This is a genomic window from Trinickia sp. NRRL B-1857, assembly GCF_050470685.1.
Taxonomy (GTDB): domain Bacteria; phylum Pseudomonadota; class Gammaproteobacteria; order Burkholderiales; family Burkholderiaceae; genus Trinickia.
In genome coordinates this window covers 1-15,237 of the sequence record NZ_JBFLUK010000006.1, presented here as the reverse complement: position 1 = coordinate 15,237, position 15,237 = coordinate 1, and the positions used below count along the sequence as shown (strand labels likewise).

Annotated in this window: 13 protein-coding genes and 3 pseudogenes; 13 read left to right on the top strand and 3 right to left on the bottom strand. The window is 66.3% G+C overall.

Annotation, left to right across the window (positions count from 1 at the left end):
- Positions 1–521, bottom strand: a pseudogene (locus AB1286_RS20675) (MFS transporter); the annotation flags it as partial.
- Positions 522–946: 425 nt separating this feature from the next.
- Positions 947–1,129 (bottom strand): hypothetical protein, encoded by a 183-nt coding sequence (locus AB1286_RS20670; RefSeq protein WP_430365166.1) that lies wholly within the window; start codon positions 1,127–1,129, stop codon positions 947–949.
- Positions 1,130–1,789: 660 nt separating this feature from the next.
- Here AB1286_RS20670 and wecB point away from each other — a divergent pair.
- The 10 genes and pseudogenes from wecB to AB1286_RS20620 all read left to right on the top strand — a co-directional run bounded on the left by wecB (position 1,790) and on the right by AB1286_RS20620 (position 14,090).
- Positions 1,790–2,989 (top strand): non-hydrolyzing UDP-N-acetylglucosamine 2-epimerase, encoded by a 1,200-nt coding sequence (gene wecB, locus AB1286_RS20665; RefSeq protein ID WP_430363519.1) that lies wholly within the window; start codon positions 1,790–1,792, stop codon positions 2,987–2,989.
- Between the two features lie 103 nt (positions 2,990–3,092).
- A complete protein-coding gene (locus AB1286_RS20660) occupies positions 3,093–5,315 on the top strand; it encodes a cellulose synthase (RefSeq protein ID WP_430363520.1) in 2,223 nt (740 codons plus the stop codon).
- A pseudogene (locus AB1286_RS20655) lies at positions 5,312–7,500 on the top strand (glycosyl transferase family protein). Before AB1286_RS20660 ends, AB1286_RS20655 begins: the two are co-directional and overlap by 4 nt.
- 108 nt (positions 7,501–7,608) lie before the next feature.
- Positions 7,609–8,826, top strand: coding sequence for a tetratricopeptide repeat protein (locus AB1286_RS20650; protein ID WP_430365165.1), 1,218 nt, complete (start codon positions 7,609–7,611; stop codon positions 8,824–8,826).
- On the top strand, positions 8,729–9,946 hold the full coding sequence (locus AB1286_RS20645) for an NfrA family protein (RefSeq protein WP_430365164.1): 1,218 nt from the start codon (positions 8,729–8,731) through the stop codon (positions 9,944–9,946). The genes AB1286_RS20650 and AB1286_RS20645 overlap by 98 nt, the downstream gene beginning before the upstream one ends.
- Positions 9,947–10,006: 60 nt before the next feature.
- Complete coding sequence (locus tag AB1286_RS20640; protein WP_430363523.1) at positions 10,007–10,759, top strand: hypothetical protein; 753 nt, start codon at positions 10,007–10,009, stop codon at positions 10,757–10,759.
- 46 nt (positions 10,760–10,805) lie between these two features.
- On the top strand, positions 10,806–11,822 hold the full coding sequence (locus AB1286_RS20635) for an alginate O-acetyltransferase AlgX-related protein (protein ID WP_430363524.1): 1,017 nt from the start codon (positions 10,806–10,808) through the stop codon (positions 11,820–11,822).
- Positions 11,819–12,295: a hypothetical protein gene (locus tag AB1286_RS20630; protein WP_430365163.1), complete on the top strand. Its 477-nt coding sequence runs from the start codon at positions 11,819–11,821 to the stop codon at positions 12,293–12,295. The genes AB1286_RS20635 and AB1286_RS20630 overlap by 4 nt, the downstream gene beginning before the upstream one ends.
- Positions 12,265–13,007 (top strand): annotated as a pseudogene (locus AB1286_RS20625) (alginate O-acetyltransferase AlgX-related protein). The gene AB1286_RS20630 and the pseudogene AB1286_RS20625 overlap by 31 nt, the downstream one beginning before the upstream one ends.
- Before the next feature lie 252 nt (positions 13,008–13,259).
- The gene (locus AB1286_RS20620; RefSeq protein ID WP_430365162.1) at positions 13,260–14,090 is read left to right on the top strand and encodes an MBOAT family O-acyltransferase; all 831 of its coding nucleotides are present in this window, start codon (positions 13,260–13,262) and stop codon (positions 14,088–14,090) included.
- Positions 14,091–14,127: 37 nt separating this feature from the next.
- Here AB1286_RS20620 and AB1286_RS20615 read toward each other — a convergent pair whose 3' ends face one another.
- On the bottom strand, positions 14,128–14,268 hold the full coding sequence (locus AB1286_RS20615; RefSeq protein ID WP_430365161.1) for a hypothetical protein: 141 nt from the start codon (positions 14,266–14,268) through the stop codon (positions 14,128–14,130).
- 187 nt (positions 14,269–14,455) lie between these two features.
- Here AB1286_RS20615 and AB1286_RS20610 point away from each other — a divergent pair, with 187 nt between their 5' ends.
- From AB1286_RS20610 to AB1286_RS20600, 3 genes are all read left to right on the top strand, one after another.
- Positions 14,456–14,626, top strand: coding sequence for a hypothetical protein (locus AB1286_RS20610; RefSeq protein ID WP_430365160.1), 171 nt, complete (start codon positions 14,456–14,458; stop codon positions 14,624–14,626).
- Between the two features lie 153 nt (positions 14,627–14,779).
- Positions 14,780–14,923 carry an acyl carrier protein gene (locus AB1286_RS20605; RefSeq protein ID WP_430365159.1) on the top strand — a complete coding sequence of 48 codons (144 nt, stop codon included), beginning with the start codon at positions 14,780–14,782 and terminating at the stop codon, positions 14,921–14,923.
- 9 nt (positions 14,924–14,932) lie between these two features.
- The coding region (locus AB1286_RS20600) for an AMP-binding protein (RefSeq protein WP_430365158.1) at positions 14,933–15,237 on the top strand (305 nt) is incomplete at its 3' end.

Here is a 15,237-nt window from a genome sequence, read left to right as displayed (position 1 = left end):
GAACGCCGTCTGCAAATGCGCACCGATAACGGGCGCGACGATCGGCGCGAGTCCCCAGGCGATCGACATGTAGGTGAACGCATGCATCAACGCCTGGCCGGAAAACGTGTCGGTGATGATCGCCCTTGGCAAGCAAGTTCGTCACTGCGATGCCGAAACCCTGTAGGCAGCGGGCGAGAATAGAACGTCTCGAGATTCGGCGCCGCAAGCGATAGCGCGCAACCGATCGTATAAATAATGAGGCCGAAGGGCTAGGAACGCGCTTGCGTCCATAAGCGTCCGCGACGGGGCCGAAAATCAGTTGGCCGAGCGCGTACGCCGCCATATAGCCGGACACGCTCGACGTGATCGCTTGCGGGCGAGGTGGCGAAATAGCGGGCCATGGCCGGCAGCGCCGGAACGAAAATGTCGATGGCGAGTTGCCCGGCTGACGCGAATAGGCAAATCAAAAGCAGTAGAAAGCGCGGGGAGTTGCGCCGACGAACGGCCGCGCGGGCATCAAGGGAAAGATCTGAAGTCATCTCGGCATCGAAAAGCGGGGACAGGTGCGCCGGCGCGGTTCGCGCAGGGCCGCGGCCCGCCGTCGGGAAGACGGTCGTGCGCTATTGTAGTGACTACTGATAAGGCTTGCTTGCCGTGGGGATATCGGCGATTTAGGTGTCTATCGGCGCGGCGCTCGGCGCGGATGAGTTGCGGTGAGCGCATCGCGGACCCCGGCTATCATGTGACGGAGAGCTAGAGGCAGTTTCCGGAGCGCGTTTCGAACTGACACGGCGGCAGGCTCCATGCTGCCTTTGCGGCCATGCGCCGATTAGGCACGCCGCTTTGCCCAATGGCTGGGATTGACGATGCGGATCGATAGGGACCGGTTTCAAGTTGTGGTTGAATCAGATGAGCGGCGCTATCGAACGGCTTCGCGATCGATCCCCGCGACGTCGCGGTCCGTTTAGATTTTTCCGGCGATTCGCTGAACGCAATCGAGCAATTCGCGTTGGCGCGTTTCCCCGCTATCGACGATGTCAAACGGCGGCGCGAAGCCGACCTGGTCGACGGTATGGGCCGCTATGTCGGAGAGGTTTTCCGAAAACATCTTGGCGGACAGTGGATTGTCCCATTCCGATACTTGCAATGCATTTCACGGATTGCCCCAACTTACCGGTATGACCGGGCAGTGTTCGCCATTGTGTCCGCTGACGCTTGTCACCGCTTCGGTCGATCGTCGAGTCGGAAACTTCATCCGAACCGTGTTCGATAATGCCGTGCGTAACGCAGTCGACACATTGCGGACAAGCTGAGGCATGCGCTTTCCGCATGCCGAAGGTTGAATCGTTTGCGCGATCGCGCCTGACGAATTCTTAATTTTATTACATCGGTTTCGTCGGCGATTATGTCATTTGTAACATACGTATTTGGCGCGAAATGATCTGACCTTTGTTGCTGTTTTAAGTCGATTTGCTCGCGTCTTTACATTATGTGCAGCTGTCGCGGATATGCGACATCGATCCTGAAGCATTTGGTCAGTCAATCTTTTGCGCCCCGGTATTTACGATTGTTTGCGAAGAATTTAACGATGGTTTGCATGACTTCTTCTAAGATTCAGAAAATTCGCTCCCGGTGCGATAGCGCGGCAATCCATTGCGAGAACGACTCTGCGTGAGTCGTTCGATTTTCCGCTCGCGCCCCAAACCATACGACCACGCGCCATTTCAACCGCACACAGCGTAGACCTCGTCCGCGCAATGCGTGCTGCGAGAACGCGCGACACATGCATTCACGGGGAAGTCATACGATGTCGTTAAAGATCCTGTCCGTTTTCGGCACCCGTCCCGAGGCCATTAAGATGGCGCCCGTCATCAAGGCGCTCGAAGACACCCCGGGTCTGGAGTCGATCGTCTGCGTGAGCGGCCAACATCGGTCGATGCTCGAACAGGTGCTGGAGCTATTCGACGTGCGTCCCCGCTACGACCTCGCGTTGATGACGGCGAACCAGACGCTCAACGGTCTCGCATCGCGGTTGATCTTTTCGTTCGACGACGTACTCGCTCAAGAGCGTCCCGACTATGTGCTCGTCCATGGCGACACGACGACGGCGTGCGCCGCCGCCATGGCGGCCTTCCATCGGCGTGTTCCGGTTGCCCACGTCGAGGCGGGACTGCGCACGGGCGATTTGTCGAGCCCGTGGCCCGAGGAGATGAACCGCCGCATCGTCGATGCGATCAGCGATCTCATGTTCGCGCCCACTCAGAGCGCCAAAGCCAATTTGATGGCCGAGGCGTTGCAGGGACGTATCGTCGTGACGGGCAACACCGTCATCGACGCCCTCTACGCGACGACGGCGCGCATCGATGCGGATGCGGCGTTGCGTGCCAAGCTCGACGCGCAATTGCCGTTGCTCGACCCGGCGAAGCCGATCGTGCTCGTGACCGGGCACCGCCGCGAGAGTTTCGGCGACGGTTTCGCTTCGATCTGCACCGCCATCGACGAGCTCGCGCGCAGCGGCGACGTGCAAATCGTCTATCCCGTTCACCTCAATCCGAATGTGCGGGCGCCCGCACGTGCTCGCATCGGCGCCACGCCGGGTGTGCATTTGATCGAGCCGCTGGACTATCTCGGCTTCGTCCGCCTCATGCAGCGCGCGGCGATCGTCTTGACCGATTCGGGCGGGGTGCAGGAAGAAGCGCCCGCGCTCGGCAAGCCCGTGCTCGTCATGCGAGATGTGACCGAACGGCCGGAGGCGCTCGAGGCGGGAGCGGTCCGGCTCGTCGGCACACGCACCGATGCGATCGTGAACGGCGTGCACGAGCTGCTCGATGCCCGCCGCGCGGGTGAGCGCGGGCGGGAGCCCATCAGCCCCTACGGGGATGGCCTCGCCGCGAAGCGCATCGTCGCCGCGATCGCGGGCACCCCGTTCGATGAGTTCGCCACCACGGTGCGATCGAGCGAGGACGCGAGTTTGCCCGACGCCGTCGAGGCGGCCGCGCAGCTCTGACGCCGGTCCGCGGTCGGCTCGCGGCGGTGCAGCGGTTTGCGCTGCCGCGACTCCCGTCCGCCCGAGCCCTTTCAACTTTGCGTATTCAATCCGGTACCCCGTGATGCCCACTCTCACCCCGCGCGCCGTCGTGCGCCTTAGGGTCGCCTTGTGCGCCGCACCCGCTTTGCTGCTCGCCCATTTAACGCCCGCGTTGGCGCTCGATACCGCATCAAGCGCGCTGGCCGATGCTTTTGCGCATATGGGCGAGCATCGCGTCGTCGCGCGTAGTGTGTCGCTCACCGATCTCGGCTTGCACGAGCCGCTTGTGCTGTCCGCGCCCGATGCGCGTCACGAGTTGTACTTACCGGTGCCCGCGGGCTTGCCGATCGACGATGCGACGCTGCAATTGGACGGTGGATATCTGCACGCCGACGGCGGCCGCACGACGATGCTCGTCTCGCTCGACGGCTCGCCCGTGCTGGCTCGCGGCTTCACGGACACGCAAGGCACCGCGCAAGCGAGCGTCGGCGTGGACGGCGCGCCGCGTCAGGGTGGCTTCGTGCGCGTGGGACTGCAATGGTCGTCGATCATCGACGATAAGCTGTGCACGGACCAGACGGCCATCGGCAACGTGCTGCGCGTCGCACCGAGCACGCGCCTGACCTACCGGTTCGATCCGAGCGCCGTTGCGGACGTGCGCACCGCATGGAGTGCGCTGCCGATGGCGCCTGTCATCGCGATCTCGGGCGAGCACCTCGGCAGCACGGCCTTCGATACGGCCTGGCGAGTGGACACGCTGATGGAGCGCGAGGGCCGTCGCCCCGTCGTGCACGCCTGGCCGCAGTTGGGCGAGGCCGTCGAGGTCGATGCGGCCGACGTACCCGCGGCACTGCGCGCGGTGCCGGCGTTCGCGGCGCTCGCCGGCGGCGGTCACGTGAAGCTCGCCGATCCGGCGCAGGTCGGCGCCGCCCTCGTACTCGCCGCGACGAGCGCCTTCGCACCCGATGTGATCGTCGCGGACGACGCGTTGCGTCAACAGGCGAATGCGGCGCTCGATGCGCTGCGTCAGCAGATCGCCGCGCTGTCGCCGGCCGGCGCCACCGCGTTCGATGCGTGGCGTGCGCGTGCGTTCGCGCCGATCACGAGCGCGCTCGCGGTGGGCGAACTGCGCCTTGCCCATCTACCGGGGCGTGTGGCGATCGTCGTGGGCGATCCCACCTCGGCGCAAGCGCTCGTGCGCGACTGGAAGCCGATCGGCGTCGCCGATCGTTATGTCGTGCACCGGCTCGACGAGGGGCCCGGCCCCGACGTGAAGCGGATCTCGCTCTCGGCACTGGGCGGAGAGCCTCGCACGCTGGACGTGCTCGGCCGGGCGACTTGGGACGCGAGCTTCGATCTCGCATCCGTGGCCGCGAACGGCAAGCTGCCCGACGAGGTTGTATTGGATGTGGCCGCGGCGCCGACGCCCCATCGCGACGGCAACATCGCCTCGGTTTATTTGAACGGCGTACTGATCGCCTCGAAGATGCTCGACGAGAACGGTAAGCCGCAGCGAATCGCCGCGCACGTGCCGCGCTACGCGCTCGCTCCGACGAACGTGCTGCGCATCGTCTTCCAACGTCGTCCCGACGGCGCTTGCGAAGCGCGCTCGCAGGGCTATCCGGTCGCCGTTTTGCCGACGAGTCATCTCACGCTCGCCCGTGCGGAAACCGACGACGACTTCATCGGCATGCTCGCGCGATTTGCGACGACGGCGAACATCGTTGTGCCCGCGGCCTATCTCGACAATGCGACGCAAGCCGTATCGCGTGTGGGACGCTTGGCCGAGGTGGTCGGCATCGCGCCGACGCGTGCAACGCTTGCGGTCGTACCGGCGGGTGCCGGCGCGGCCCCGAACGGGCCGTTCCTCGCGATGGACGTCGCGCTGCACGACGAGCAAGCGAGCCGTGCCCGCTTGTCGGCAAACCGCCTGACGCTCGTAGATGGAGCGGGGCATACGTATGCCGATGTCTCGGGACTCTCCAACCTCGCCGTCATCGATGTGACGAGTGCGAACGGGGCGGCCGGCATCGCCTATCGAACGCTGGGGCAGCAAGCGCCGCAGGTGCCGGCTACGCTGCGTCTCGCGCGCGGCGACGTCGCGCTCGTTGCGTCGGATGCGGTTGCGCGCTTGTTCGATTCGCGCCATCCGGGCGAGGTCGTCACCGACCGCGCCGCCGACGATGCCTTCTCGCGCCGCTTGCCCTGGCTCGTTGCAACGGGCGTCGTAGCCGCGCTACTTGCCCTGTTCGCCATCGCCGGCATCGAGCGCCGCCGCCATCGCGCCAAGGGCGACGCACAATGAATCTCGCGGCGTGGACTTGGTACGGCGGCTATGCCATGGGCCGCTACTTCACGGTGCTGGAGTTGCTGGCCGCCGTGGTCGCCGTCGCCATTTTCGTGTCGAGTCTCGACGATCTGTTCGTCGATCTTTGGTATTGGTCGCGCGAGACGTATCGGCTCATGACGGTTAAGCGCCGCTACCGCCCGCTCACGGCCGAGCAACTGCAAGCGCGCGAGGAACAGCCGATTGCGATCATGGTGCCGGCCTGGCTCGAGTACGACGTCATCGCGGCCATGCTCGAGGATTTGGTGCGCGTGATGGATTACCGGCACTACGTCGTATTCGTCGGTACCTATCAAAACGATGCGCGCACGATCGAAGAAGTCGAGCGTATGCGACGCCGCTACCGGCAACTGCGCCGCGTCGAGGTACCGCATGACGGTCCCACCTGCAAGGCGGATTGTTTGAACTGGGTCATTCAGGCGATCTTCAAGTACGAACGCGAGGCGGACATCGAATTCGCCGGTGTCGTGTTGCATGACAGCGAAGACGTACTGCATCCGCTCGAATTGAAGTTCTTCAATTATCTGCTGCCGCGCAAAGACATGATCCAGTTGCCGTCGCCTCGCTCGAGCGGCACTGGTTCGAACTCGTCGCGGGCACCTATATGGACGAATTCGCGGAGTGGCACGCGAAGGATCTCGTCGTTCGCGAAAGCCTGGCCGGCGCGGTGCCCTCGGCCGGCGTGGGGACCTGCTTTTCTCGGCGGGCGTTGCTCGCGCTGATCGCACAGACCGACAATCAGCCGTTCAACACCGAGAGCTTGACCGAGGATTACGACGTGGGCGCGCGCCTGGCCAAGCTCGGCATGCAGTCGATCTTCGCGCGCTTTCCCGTCACCTTCGCGGCACGCCGTAAGACGTGGTTCGGCCTCGGCCCAGTCCGGGAATTTACGCTGACGATGCCGCTTTGCGTACGCGAGTTCTTCCCCGATACGCTGCGCACGGCATACCGGCAGCGCGCACGCTGGACGCTCGGGATCGGATTGCAGGGGTGGCGGCAGACGGGTTTTTCGGGCTCGCTCGCCAATCGCTATCTCTTGCTGCGCGATCGCAAGGGCACGGTGACCGCGATCGTCGGCATGCTCGCGTATGTGCTCGTCGCGCAGTTTCTGCTCTTCGCACTGGCCGATGCGCTCGGCGTTGCGCCGCCGTTCGCCGCCTCGCCGCTCGCGGACGCGGGTTGGTTTCGCGCGCTGCTCTGGATCAACGCGTTTGCCTTGATGCTGCGCACGGTGCAGCGCATGTATTTCGTGACGCGTTTATACGGCTGGGAGCATGGACTGTTGTCGGCGCCGCGCATGGTGGTGGCGAACTTCATCAACTTCCTGGCCGTCGCACGCGCCTGGCGCCTATTTCTCGTGCACGTCGCCACGGGCAAGCGGTTGGCTTGGGACAAGACGATGCACGATTTTCCGTCGGCCGATGGCCTGCTCGATCGACGCCAGCGCCTCGGCGAGCTGTTGATTTCCTGGCAGGCGATCGACGCCGAACAACTGCAAAGCGCGCTCGGCGAGGCGCATGCGCGCGAAGCGCCGCTCGGGCGCGTGCTGATGGCCAAAGGTTGGCTCGACGACGAGACCCTTGCCGAAGCGATCGCTTTCCAAAGCGAGCTGAGTCGCGGCACGCTGGATGTCGCCGCACTCGAGCGTCATCGCGATCAACTGCCGCTCGACACGATCGTGCGCTATCGCGTCTTGCCGCAAGGCGTGAGTGCGGATGGGCTCGCGATCCTGCTCACGGCCAGTCCGCTTGGCGATGCATTGATCGCCCAATTGGAGGCGCAGCTCGGCGTCGGCGTCGAGCAACGGATCGTGCGCGAAGGCGATATCGCCTCGGGGTTGCGGCGCTTGCGCGGTGTTGCCGACACGCAAGCCGGCGAGCGCGCACGCATCGACGACATGGCGGTCCACGATGGACAAACACAAGGCCAGGCGGCACGTGTTCCGCTGCTCGGCGACTTGCTGATCGAGCGCGGCTATGTGCGCCGGCAAGCGTTCGAAGCCGCGCTGACCGACTACCTTCCCGACCGGCATGGCCGCATCGGCGACTTCATGGTGGCGCGCGGTGTCGTCTCGCGCGAAGCCATCGAGGATGTCGTGCGAGAGCAGCGTCGCGTCAGCGGGATGCCGGGAGCGCTGGCATGAGCGTGCGTCTACAGTCACTCGTTTGTGCCGCATGCTTGACGTTCGTGCAAGCCGCTGCGCACAGCCGCCGACGTCGCACCGCCGCCGCTGACGGGCGCCGCCTACCGCGTGGCCGAGCAAGCCTACGCCGAGTACGGCCGTCACGACTATGCGCAAGCCGTCGCGTTTGCGCGCGAGGCGATTCGGCAACGGCCCGACGTGCCCGAGCTGCGCCTGTTGCTGGCCAATGCGCTGGCCGCGCGCCATAGCTACGCCGCGGCGAGCGGCGCGCTTAGCGACGCGATCAAGGCATTCGGTCCGCTGCGCCCGCTCGTCAAGCGCCGGGCTCAGATCGATGCGTTGACGGCGGCGGCGGCGAAGATCGTCCGTGCGCAGCCGCTGCCCGCGGATGCGCTGACCGGCGATGCGTTCGCGGCGGCGCAAGGTGCCTATCGCGCCTATGCCGAGAAGCGCTATGCCGATGCGGCGCAAAGCGCTCAGCAGGCGATCGCGCTCAGGCCCGATGTGCTGCGCTTGCGTCTATTGCTCATCGATGCGGCGAGTGCGGCCGGTAACGATCTGCTCGCTTGGCAAACCGACGTGCAGGCCGTCAAGCAGTTCGGCGATAGCGAGGATCTGCGGCTGCGCCGCACCTTCATCGGCAACGGCCTCGCTCCGCAAGCGTCCAAGCGCGCGTTCGCCGCGCGCGAAGCCGGCGATTTGAGCGCCGCGATCGCGGCCGGACGAGAAGCCGTCGCCTATGCGCCCGACAACACCGACTATCGCGTTGCGCTCTTCGACAAGCTCGCTACCGCAGGCGATTGGGCGGGGCTCGAAGCGGCCGCGAGCGATGCGATCGCCTACGACGACACGGCGGTGCTGCCCTACGTGTTCCGCGCTTATGCGCGCGTGGCGCAGCAGCAGACGGAGCAAGCCGACGCCGATTTGGAGGTCGTCTTCCGCGACCACGACGAGACGCGCGCTACGCTCAATAGCGCGCGTGCGATCGCGGCCGACGTCTGGATGGCCGAGGATCGCACGCGTCAAGCGGTGGACCGGCTAACGGCCGTGCATCCGACCGGGGACGATACCGACGCGTTCGTCGCCGAACGCTTGGGGCGTGCGCGCCGGCGCCTCGCAGCCGCACATGCTGCCGCGCTGACGCTTGCAGCCGCGCGTCCCATCGTCGATTGCGAGAACGACCCCGACTTCGGAGAAAGCTGCGACGTTTGGCCGGCCGATCCGGGTTATGCGGCGGGGACGTGCGCTGGCGCGCGCGAGCGAGCGCGGCGACAAGCAAGCCGCCTTGCGCGATGCGCGCGAAGCCGTCGCCGCGGCGCCCGATAGCGCGCAGCATCGCGTCGAGCTGGTCGATGTGCTCGACGATGCGGGCCGCACGGGGGAGGCGGCCGACGTGGCGCGGGCGCTGATCGCCGACGGCCTATTGGATTCGCTGCCGCCGCTCGAAGCCGGCTACGTCGCATTGCGTGCCGGCAATAACGCACAAGCGCTTGCGGCGTTCAAACGGGCCGAGGCGCAAGGCAAGCTCTCCGCGACCGAGCTCGCCGATGTCGGTTTCGCCGCCGAGGCCGCGAACCACGATAAGGAGTCGGCGCGCTACTTCGAGCAGGCCATCGACAAGCTCGCGGCGGAAAACCGCCGCCCGTTGCGCGGTGCGGCGAAGGGCGCGGCCGCTCAGCAGCTCGAAGATTTGCGCGCGGCGCACTCGGAGGCCACGCGCCGGTGGGGCTTCGACGCGACGCTCGACTATCGCGGCGCCGGTTTGCAATCGGGCTACGCGAGCACGCCGCGTCCCACCACGAGCAATAGCTGGCAAGCGGGCAGCGAAGTGTACTGGCGTCCGTTCGGTAGCCTTGGCGATCGTATGTTCGAGCTTTATGCGCGCGGCTACGAGACGTTCGGCGTGGCAAGCGGCGGCGGAGCGAGCGGCGCGAGTTCGCTTGAAGCGGCGTTCGGTGTGCGCGGCAAGCCGTTCGCCAACATCGACGCGATCGCCGCCTTCGAGCGCATCGTGCCGATCGGCTCGCAAGCGCAGGGCGATTGGCTCGCGCGGCTCGCTTATTCGGGCGGCATCGGCACCGAGCGGCGCATCGACGTGCCGTCTTGGTGGACGCTTTCCGCGTATGCCGAGGGCGGGCATTACATCGTCCACCCCTCGAATTACGCAACGGCCGTGCTCGAGGCGGGACGCACGTATCGGATCGACCGGGTGAGTCCCGGCTTCACCGTGTTCCCGTATCTCGTGGCCGGCGCCGATTACGACACGGCGATCGATCGAAGCGTGCCGGTCGGCACCGGGGTAGGCATGACGGCCCGCTATGCCTTCCGCGACGGCCACTACGACACGCTGCGTTCGTCGGTCGAATTGTCGGTCCAGTACCGCTGGAAAATCTCAGGCGACGATCGTGCGCGCGGCGTGTTTTGCGGCGCGGTCTTCTCTTACTGAAGCGGGCCGCCCGAGCACATTCGATTTTATTCAGGACAACTTAGAAAGATCGAAACGATGATGAAACGAACCTCAGGTCTGCCCCGATGCGTGCTCGCGACGGCGGGCCGCGCGACGACGTATCGAGCCCTTGCCGTTGCATTGATCCTCGCGGCCGCCTCCACCGAGGCCTATCCCGCCGCGGACGATGTCGCGAGCTTGTATGGGCCCCAGCCGCCGGCCGATGCGACCTATCTGCGCGTCGTCAACCTGTCCACGCATACGGCGAAGCTCGCGCTGCCGAGCGGGGCGCAGCCGATCGAGCTTGCGCCCGGTGCGGCGAGCCGCCTCGATGTCGTGCGCCCCGGCACGGCGCTGAAGGTGCGCGTCGACGGCGGCATACCCACGGGATCGGAGGGCGCGGCACCGGCAGCCGGCGCCGATACGGTGGGCGAGACCATCACGGTGGCGCTCGAGCGCGACGCGTCGGGCGCCTGGCGGGCGACGCCCATCGCCGCGCCGGCGGCTAGCGCGGACGCGCTGCGGGCTCAATTGCGCGTGTTCAATTTCGTCGAGGGATGCGACGGCAAGATCGCGCTCGAGCGCAGCCCCGCATCGGCCGTCTTCACGGGCGTCGCCACGGGCCACGCGGCCTCGCGCTCGATCAATCCCGTCGCGGCCTCGCTTGTCGCGGTATGCGGGCAAGCGGTGTCGCCGCCGTTCGAGCTGCCTCGGCTCGCGGCCGGCCAAAGCTTCAGCCTCTTTCTGTCGGGCTTAGCCACGCATCCGGTGCTCAGCGGCGCGTTGGACGCGCTGAACTGGCCCGCGCGATGAGCCGCGCCGTCACGCGCCATTTAGATTTCTAGAGGTCACTTCAGCGATGCAATCGAATCATCTTTCACTTGCGGGCAGCGTGCCCGCTTTGCGCCGGCGACGCTTGCTACTCGCCCTGGCGGCCGCGCCGTTCGCGGCCGGGCTGTCGTTCGTCCCGCGCGCGGCGCTGGCGGCGCGGCAAGCCGTGATCGAGGGGCGCGACCGCTGGTTGTTTCCGGGCTGGGAAAGCTATGTGGACGACGATACGGCCGCCTGTCTCAAAGTGGTGGACCTGATCGGCGCGGCCGCCGCCAAACTGAAGGCGCACGGCATTCGCTGCACGATCATCGTGGCACCGCTGAAGGCGCGAGCCGCCGCCGACAAGCTGCCCGAGGGCACCGCGCTTTCCGCTGCGGTCGCGCAGCGCTACGCGGCGATCCTCGCGCACGGCAAGGAAGCCGGTATCGATTTTGTCGATGCGGTAGCGGCGCTCGCGAACGTCGATACCAGTCAAGACAGCACCTACATCCGGGCGGACTACCACTGGTCGGCGCATACCGCCGAGGCCGTTGCCGATGCGACGGCCGACCGGCTGTCGGCGGCCGGTGCGTTGCCGGGCGAGATGTCCGCGCCTCCCGCGCTCGGCGAATGGACCGAGGCAATGGACTTCGGCGATCTCGCCACGTTGCTGCCGCCCGAGCGCCGGCGCGTGATCGGCAAAGATCGCTTCATCGTGCGCGAGCAAGCCGATGACGGCGGCTTGTTGGCCGATGCGGTTCCGGTCGTGCAAGTGGTGGGCAACAGCATGGTGCAGCCGTACCTCGGCTTTCCGCAGCGGCTCGCGCATACGCTCGCGCGCCCGGTCGGGTTGACCTGGACGTTCGGCGATACGGGGCCGTGGAAGACGCTGCTGAACTACCTCGAGTCGCCGGCCTTCGCGAAGCAAAAGCCGCAAGCGTTGGTGTGGCAGTTCAACGAAGGGCAGATGGCTTACGGGCCCGGCGCGTCGGGGCAGTGGGACGCCCCGTCGATCATTGCCGAAGGGGCGTGGCTCGACCGCGTCGAGAAGGCGCTGGCGCGATGAGCGAGGTCGCGCACCGGCATGAATCCGGCTCCGACGGCGAGCGCGAGCAGGAGGCATCGCGCGCGCGCGCCGTGTTGCGGCAGGGGCATCGCGCGATGTCGGCGTGCGTGGCCGCGCTGCTCCTCGCGGGATTTGCGCTGGCGCTCACCTCGCTCGCCAAGCATGCGAAGACCGACTCGACGCCTACGCTCGAGGATGCCGCGGCGTGGCGTAGCGGCGACGCGATACGCGCCGTCGATCGCGCGATCGACGTTCCTTATGCGGCGGCCTTGCGACGGGCGAGTGCTGCCGTGCGATACCGCCTGTTGGGCGACTTGGGGCCGCAAGTCAGCGAGGGTTGTCCCGGTTGGCTCTTTTATACGAATGGACTGCGTCCGCCGCCGCAAGCACTCGCGCCGGCAGAGGGCCAAGCTGCAAGCGCAAATCGCCACGATGCGCCGGTATGCCGATGCGCCTCAAGCGCCAAGGCGTGATGCTCGTCGTTGCGACAGTGCCCGATAAGGCTCGCGTCGAAACCGAGGCGCTGTGCGGTTTGCATCAGGACGCACGCATGACGTCGCGCTGGAACGCGTGGCGCGATGCGCTCGCGAGCGAGGGCGTCGCGCAGGTGGACTTGCTCGGTCCGTTGACGGCCGCGCGCCCGGCGTTTTATCGCACGGACGTGCATTGGAACGCGCGAGGCGCGCAAGCGGCTGCCGATGCGTTGGCCGCCGCCCTTTTGCCGCGCGTCGGCGGGCGCGGGCCGACGCGTTTCACGACGACGCAAGACGCGGGCGTGCGCCCGCGCGTGGGCGATCTGCTGCAACTGGCCGGACTGGCCAACGTACCCGACGGCTGGCGGCCCGCCATGGACGTCGAGGTCGCCGAGACGATCCGCGCCGAGCGCGCCGGCGGCTTGCTCGACGACACGCCGCCGCGCAAGTGCTGCTCGCCGGCAGCTCGTTCTCGCGGCGCAGCGGCTTCGCCGATCGTTTGGGGCGAGCACTAGGCCAGGAGGTATGGAACGTGAGCTTGGACGACGGACGATTCGATCGGGCGCTCGCGGCAATCTGGGCGCAGCGCGCCACGTGGCCGCGCTCGCTGCGCGTCGTGGTCTGGGAGATGTCGGAGGACGGGTTGTCCGAAGCCCCTGTATCGGCAGCGGCGCCGACCGGCAAGGCCGGCGACTCGAGCCGCCGAGACTGAGAGGAAGATACCGATGCTGTTCAACTCGTTCGTCTTCCTGACGCTCTTTTTGCCGATCGCGCTGACCGTCTACTACGCGGTGGGCGCTCGCTCGCCGCGCCTTGCCGCATCCTGGCTGTGTCTATCGTCGTTCGTCTTTTACGGCGCATGGGCGCCGGCGTTCGTGGCCTTGCTCGCGGCGTCGATCGCTTTCAATTACGGCATGAGCCGCGCGATCCTCGCCTGCGCGCCGCGCTCGCGCGGCCGACGCGCATGGCTCGCGACAGCGATCTGTATCGATATCGGCTTGCTCGTGCGATACAAGTATTGGGCGGTGACGGCCGTGCGCTCATCGAGTGGTTCGGCTTGTCGCCGCACGGCTGGCTTGCGCATACGTCGGCGAGCGTCGTGCTGCCGCTCGGCGTGTCGTTTTTCACGTTCACGCAAATCGGCTACCTGCTCGATTGCAATGCAGGGATCGTCAAGCGCTCCGATGCGCTCGGGTTCGTGCAATTCGTCACGTTCTTCCCGCATCTGATCGCGGGGCCGATCCTGCATCACAAAGAGATGATGACGCAGTTCGCTCAGGGCGAGACGTATCGGTTGCGGGCGGAAAACATCTCGATCGGCGCGAGCGTCTTCACGATCGGTTTGGCCAAAAAGCTGTTGCTGGCCGATCCCATCGCGCCATATGCCGACGCCGGCTTCGCGGCGCCCGGCGCGTTGGGCGCGTTGCCGGCTTGGGGCACGGCCCTCGCTTACGCGCTGCAACTGTACTTCGACTTCTCGGGCTATTCGGACATGGCCGTCGGTCTGGCGAAAATGTTCGGCGTGCGCTTCCCGTTGAACTTCAACTCGCCGTTCAAGGCCGCTAGCATCATCGACTTTTGGCAGCGCTGGCATATGACGCTCACGCGTTATCTCACCGCGTATCTGTACTACCCGTTGTCGATGCGGATCAATCGCCGGCGAGCGTCGCGCGGCTTGCCGATCGGGCGCGCGGCGCAAGGCTCGCCTTCGGCTTCGCGGCGACGATTGCCGTGCCGACTTTCTACACGATGGGCCTCGCGGGGATTTGGCATGGCGCGGGTCTTCAATACCTGATCTACGGCCTATTGCACGCGGCGTATCTGACCGTCAATCACGCTTGGCGCAACTGGCGCGCGTCGCGCGGCGGGCCGGCGCCGTCCTCGACCGGTTCGGTGCGCGGGTGCGCCATGTTGCGGGCGTATCGACGACCTTCGTCGCCGCGCTGGTGGCCTTCGTCTTTTTCCGCGCGCATGGCGTGAGCGATGCGCTCGCGATGCTTAAGGCGATGGCCGGCATGCGAGGCCTGGGTGCGAACGCATGGCCGCCGCTCGACGCCGGCGTGCACGGGTTCGCTTGGCTGCGGCTCGCGTTGGGCCGGACGATGCCGGCGCCGCTCGTGGCGCTAGCGCTTGCGATCGCTTGGTTCGCACCGAATTCGCATGAATGGATGGGGCGCTTTTCACCGCGCGCTCGAGCGCGCGTCGGGTGCGGTGCCGGCGCGGCTCGCATGGTTCCCGTCGTGGCGTTGGACGGCGGTGGTGGTGCTGCTCGTGCTCGTATGCGCCGCGCAATTGCACGGCGAAGTGCGGTTCCTGTATTTCCAGTTCTGACTCAGTGACTGTTTCTATTCGAAGGGAGATCTCGATGACGTCAACCCAAACCCCGGCGGCGCCGGCCGCTTCCCTGGAGCAAGTCCGGGCGCTCGTGGAATCGGTCGTGATGCGCCGGCTCGAGGCGGATACCCCGTTGATCGAATCGGTCTCGTGGATTCGGTCCTTGCGGTCGAGATCGCTCTGCGCGTCGAGACGATGTTCGGCGTGCAGGTGCCGCCGACCGAGATCGGCGAACATCTGGCGAGCGTGACGGCGTTGGCCGCCTATATCGCCGACAACACCCCGACTCGATAGGCGGCCAAGATGCGTTTCGATTTAGTCGAGAGCCGTTTCGTCGATACGGATGTGCGTCCCGACGCGCCGGCTGTCATCGCCGCGGACGCCGAGCTGAGTTGGCGCGAGTTGGCCCGCGCGGCGGCCGCTTGGTGCATCGCTGCGCGTGCCGAGGGCTTCGATCGCGATACGCCCGTGATCGTGCGTGGGCATAAGGAAGCCGAGTTTTTCGTGGCGATGACCGGTGCGCTGCTGCTCGGTGCGCCGTTCGTGCCCGTCGATACGGTCTATCCCGACGAACGTATGCGGCGCATCGCTCGGACGCTGGGCGCCTC

Coding starts and splice junctions, on each gene's coding strand:
- AB1286_RS20610 (WP_430365160.1), top strand. CDS start 14,456: ATGAATGGATGGGGCGCTTTTCACCGCGCGCTCGAGCGCGCGTCGGGT.
- wecB (WP_430363519.1), top strand. CDS start 1,790: ATGTCGTTAAAGATCCTGTCCGTTTTCGGCACCCGTCCCGAGGCCATT.
- AB1286_RS20645 (WP_430365164.1), top strand. CDS start 8,729: ATGCGGCGGGGACGTGCGCTGGCGCGCGCGAGCGAGCGCGGCGACAAG.
- AB1286_RS20635 (WP_430363524.1), top strand. CDS start 10,806: ATGCAATCGAATCATCTTTCACTTGCGGGCAGCGTGCCCGCTTTGCGC.
- AB1286_RS20630 (WP_430365163.1), top strand. CDS start 11,819: ATGAGCGAGGTCGCGCACCGGCATGAATCCGGCTCCGACGGCGAGCGC.
- AB1286_RS20620 (WP_430365162.1), top strand. CDS start 13,260: ATGGCTCGCGACAGCGATCTGTATCGATATCGGCTTGCTCGTGCGATA.
- AB1286_RS20615 (WP_430365161.1), bottom strand. CDS start 14,268: ATGCGCGCGGAAAAAGACGAAGGCCACCAGCGCGGCGACGAAGGTCGT.
- AB1286_RS20640 (WP_430363523.1), top strand. CDS start 10,007: ATGAAACGAACCTCAGGTCTGCCCCGATGCGTGCTCGCGACGGCGGGC.
- AB1286_RS20660 (WP_430363520.1), top strand. CDS start 3,093: ATGCCCACTCTCACCCCGCGCGCCGTCGTGCGCCTTAGGGTCGCCTTG.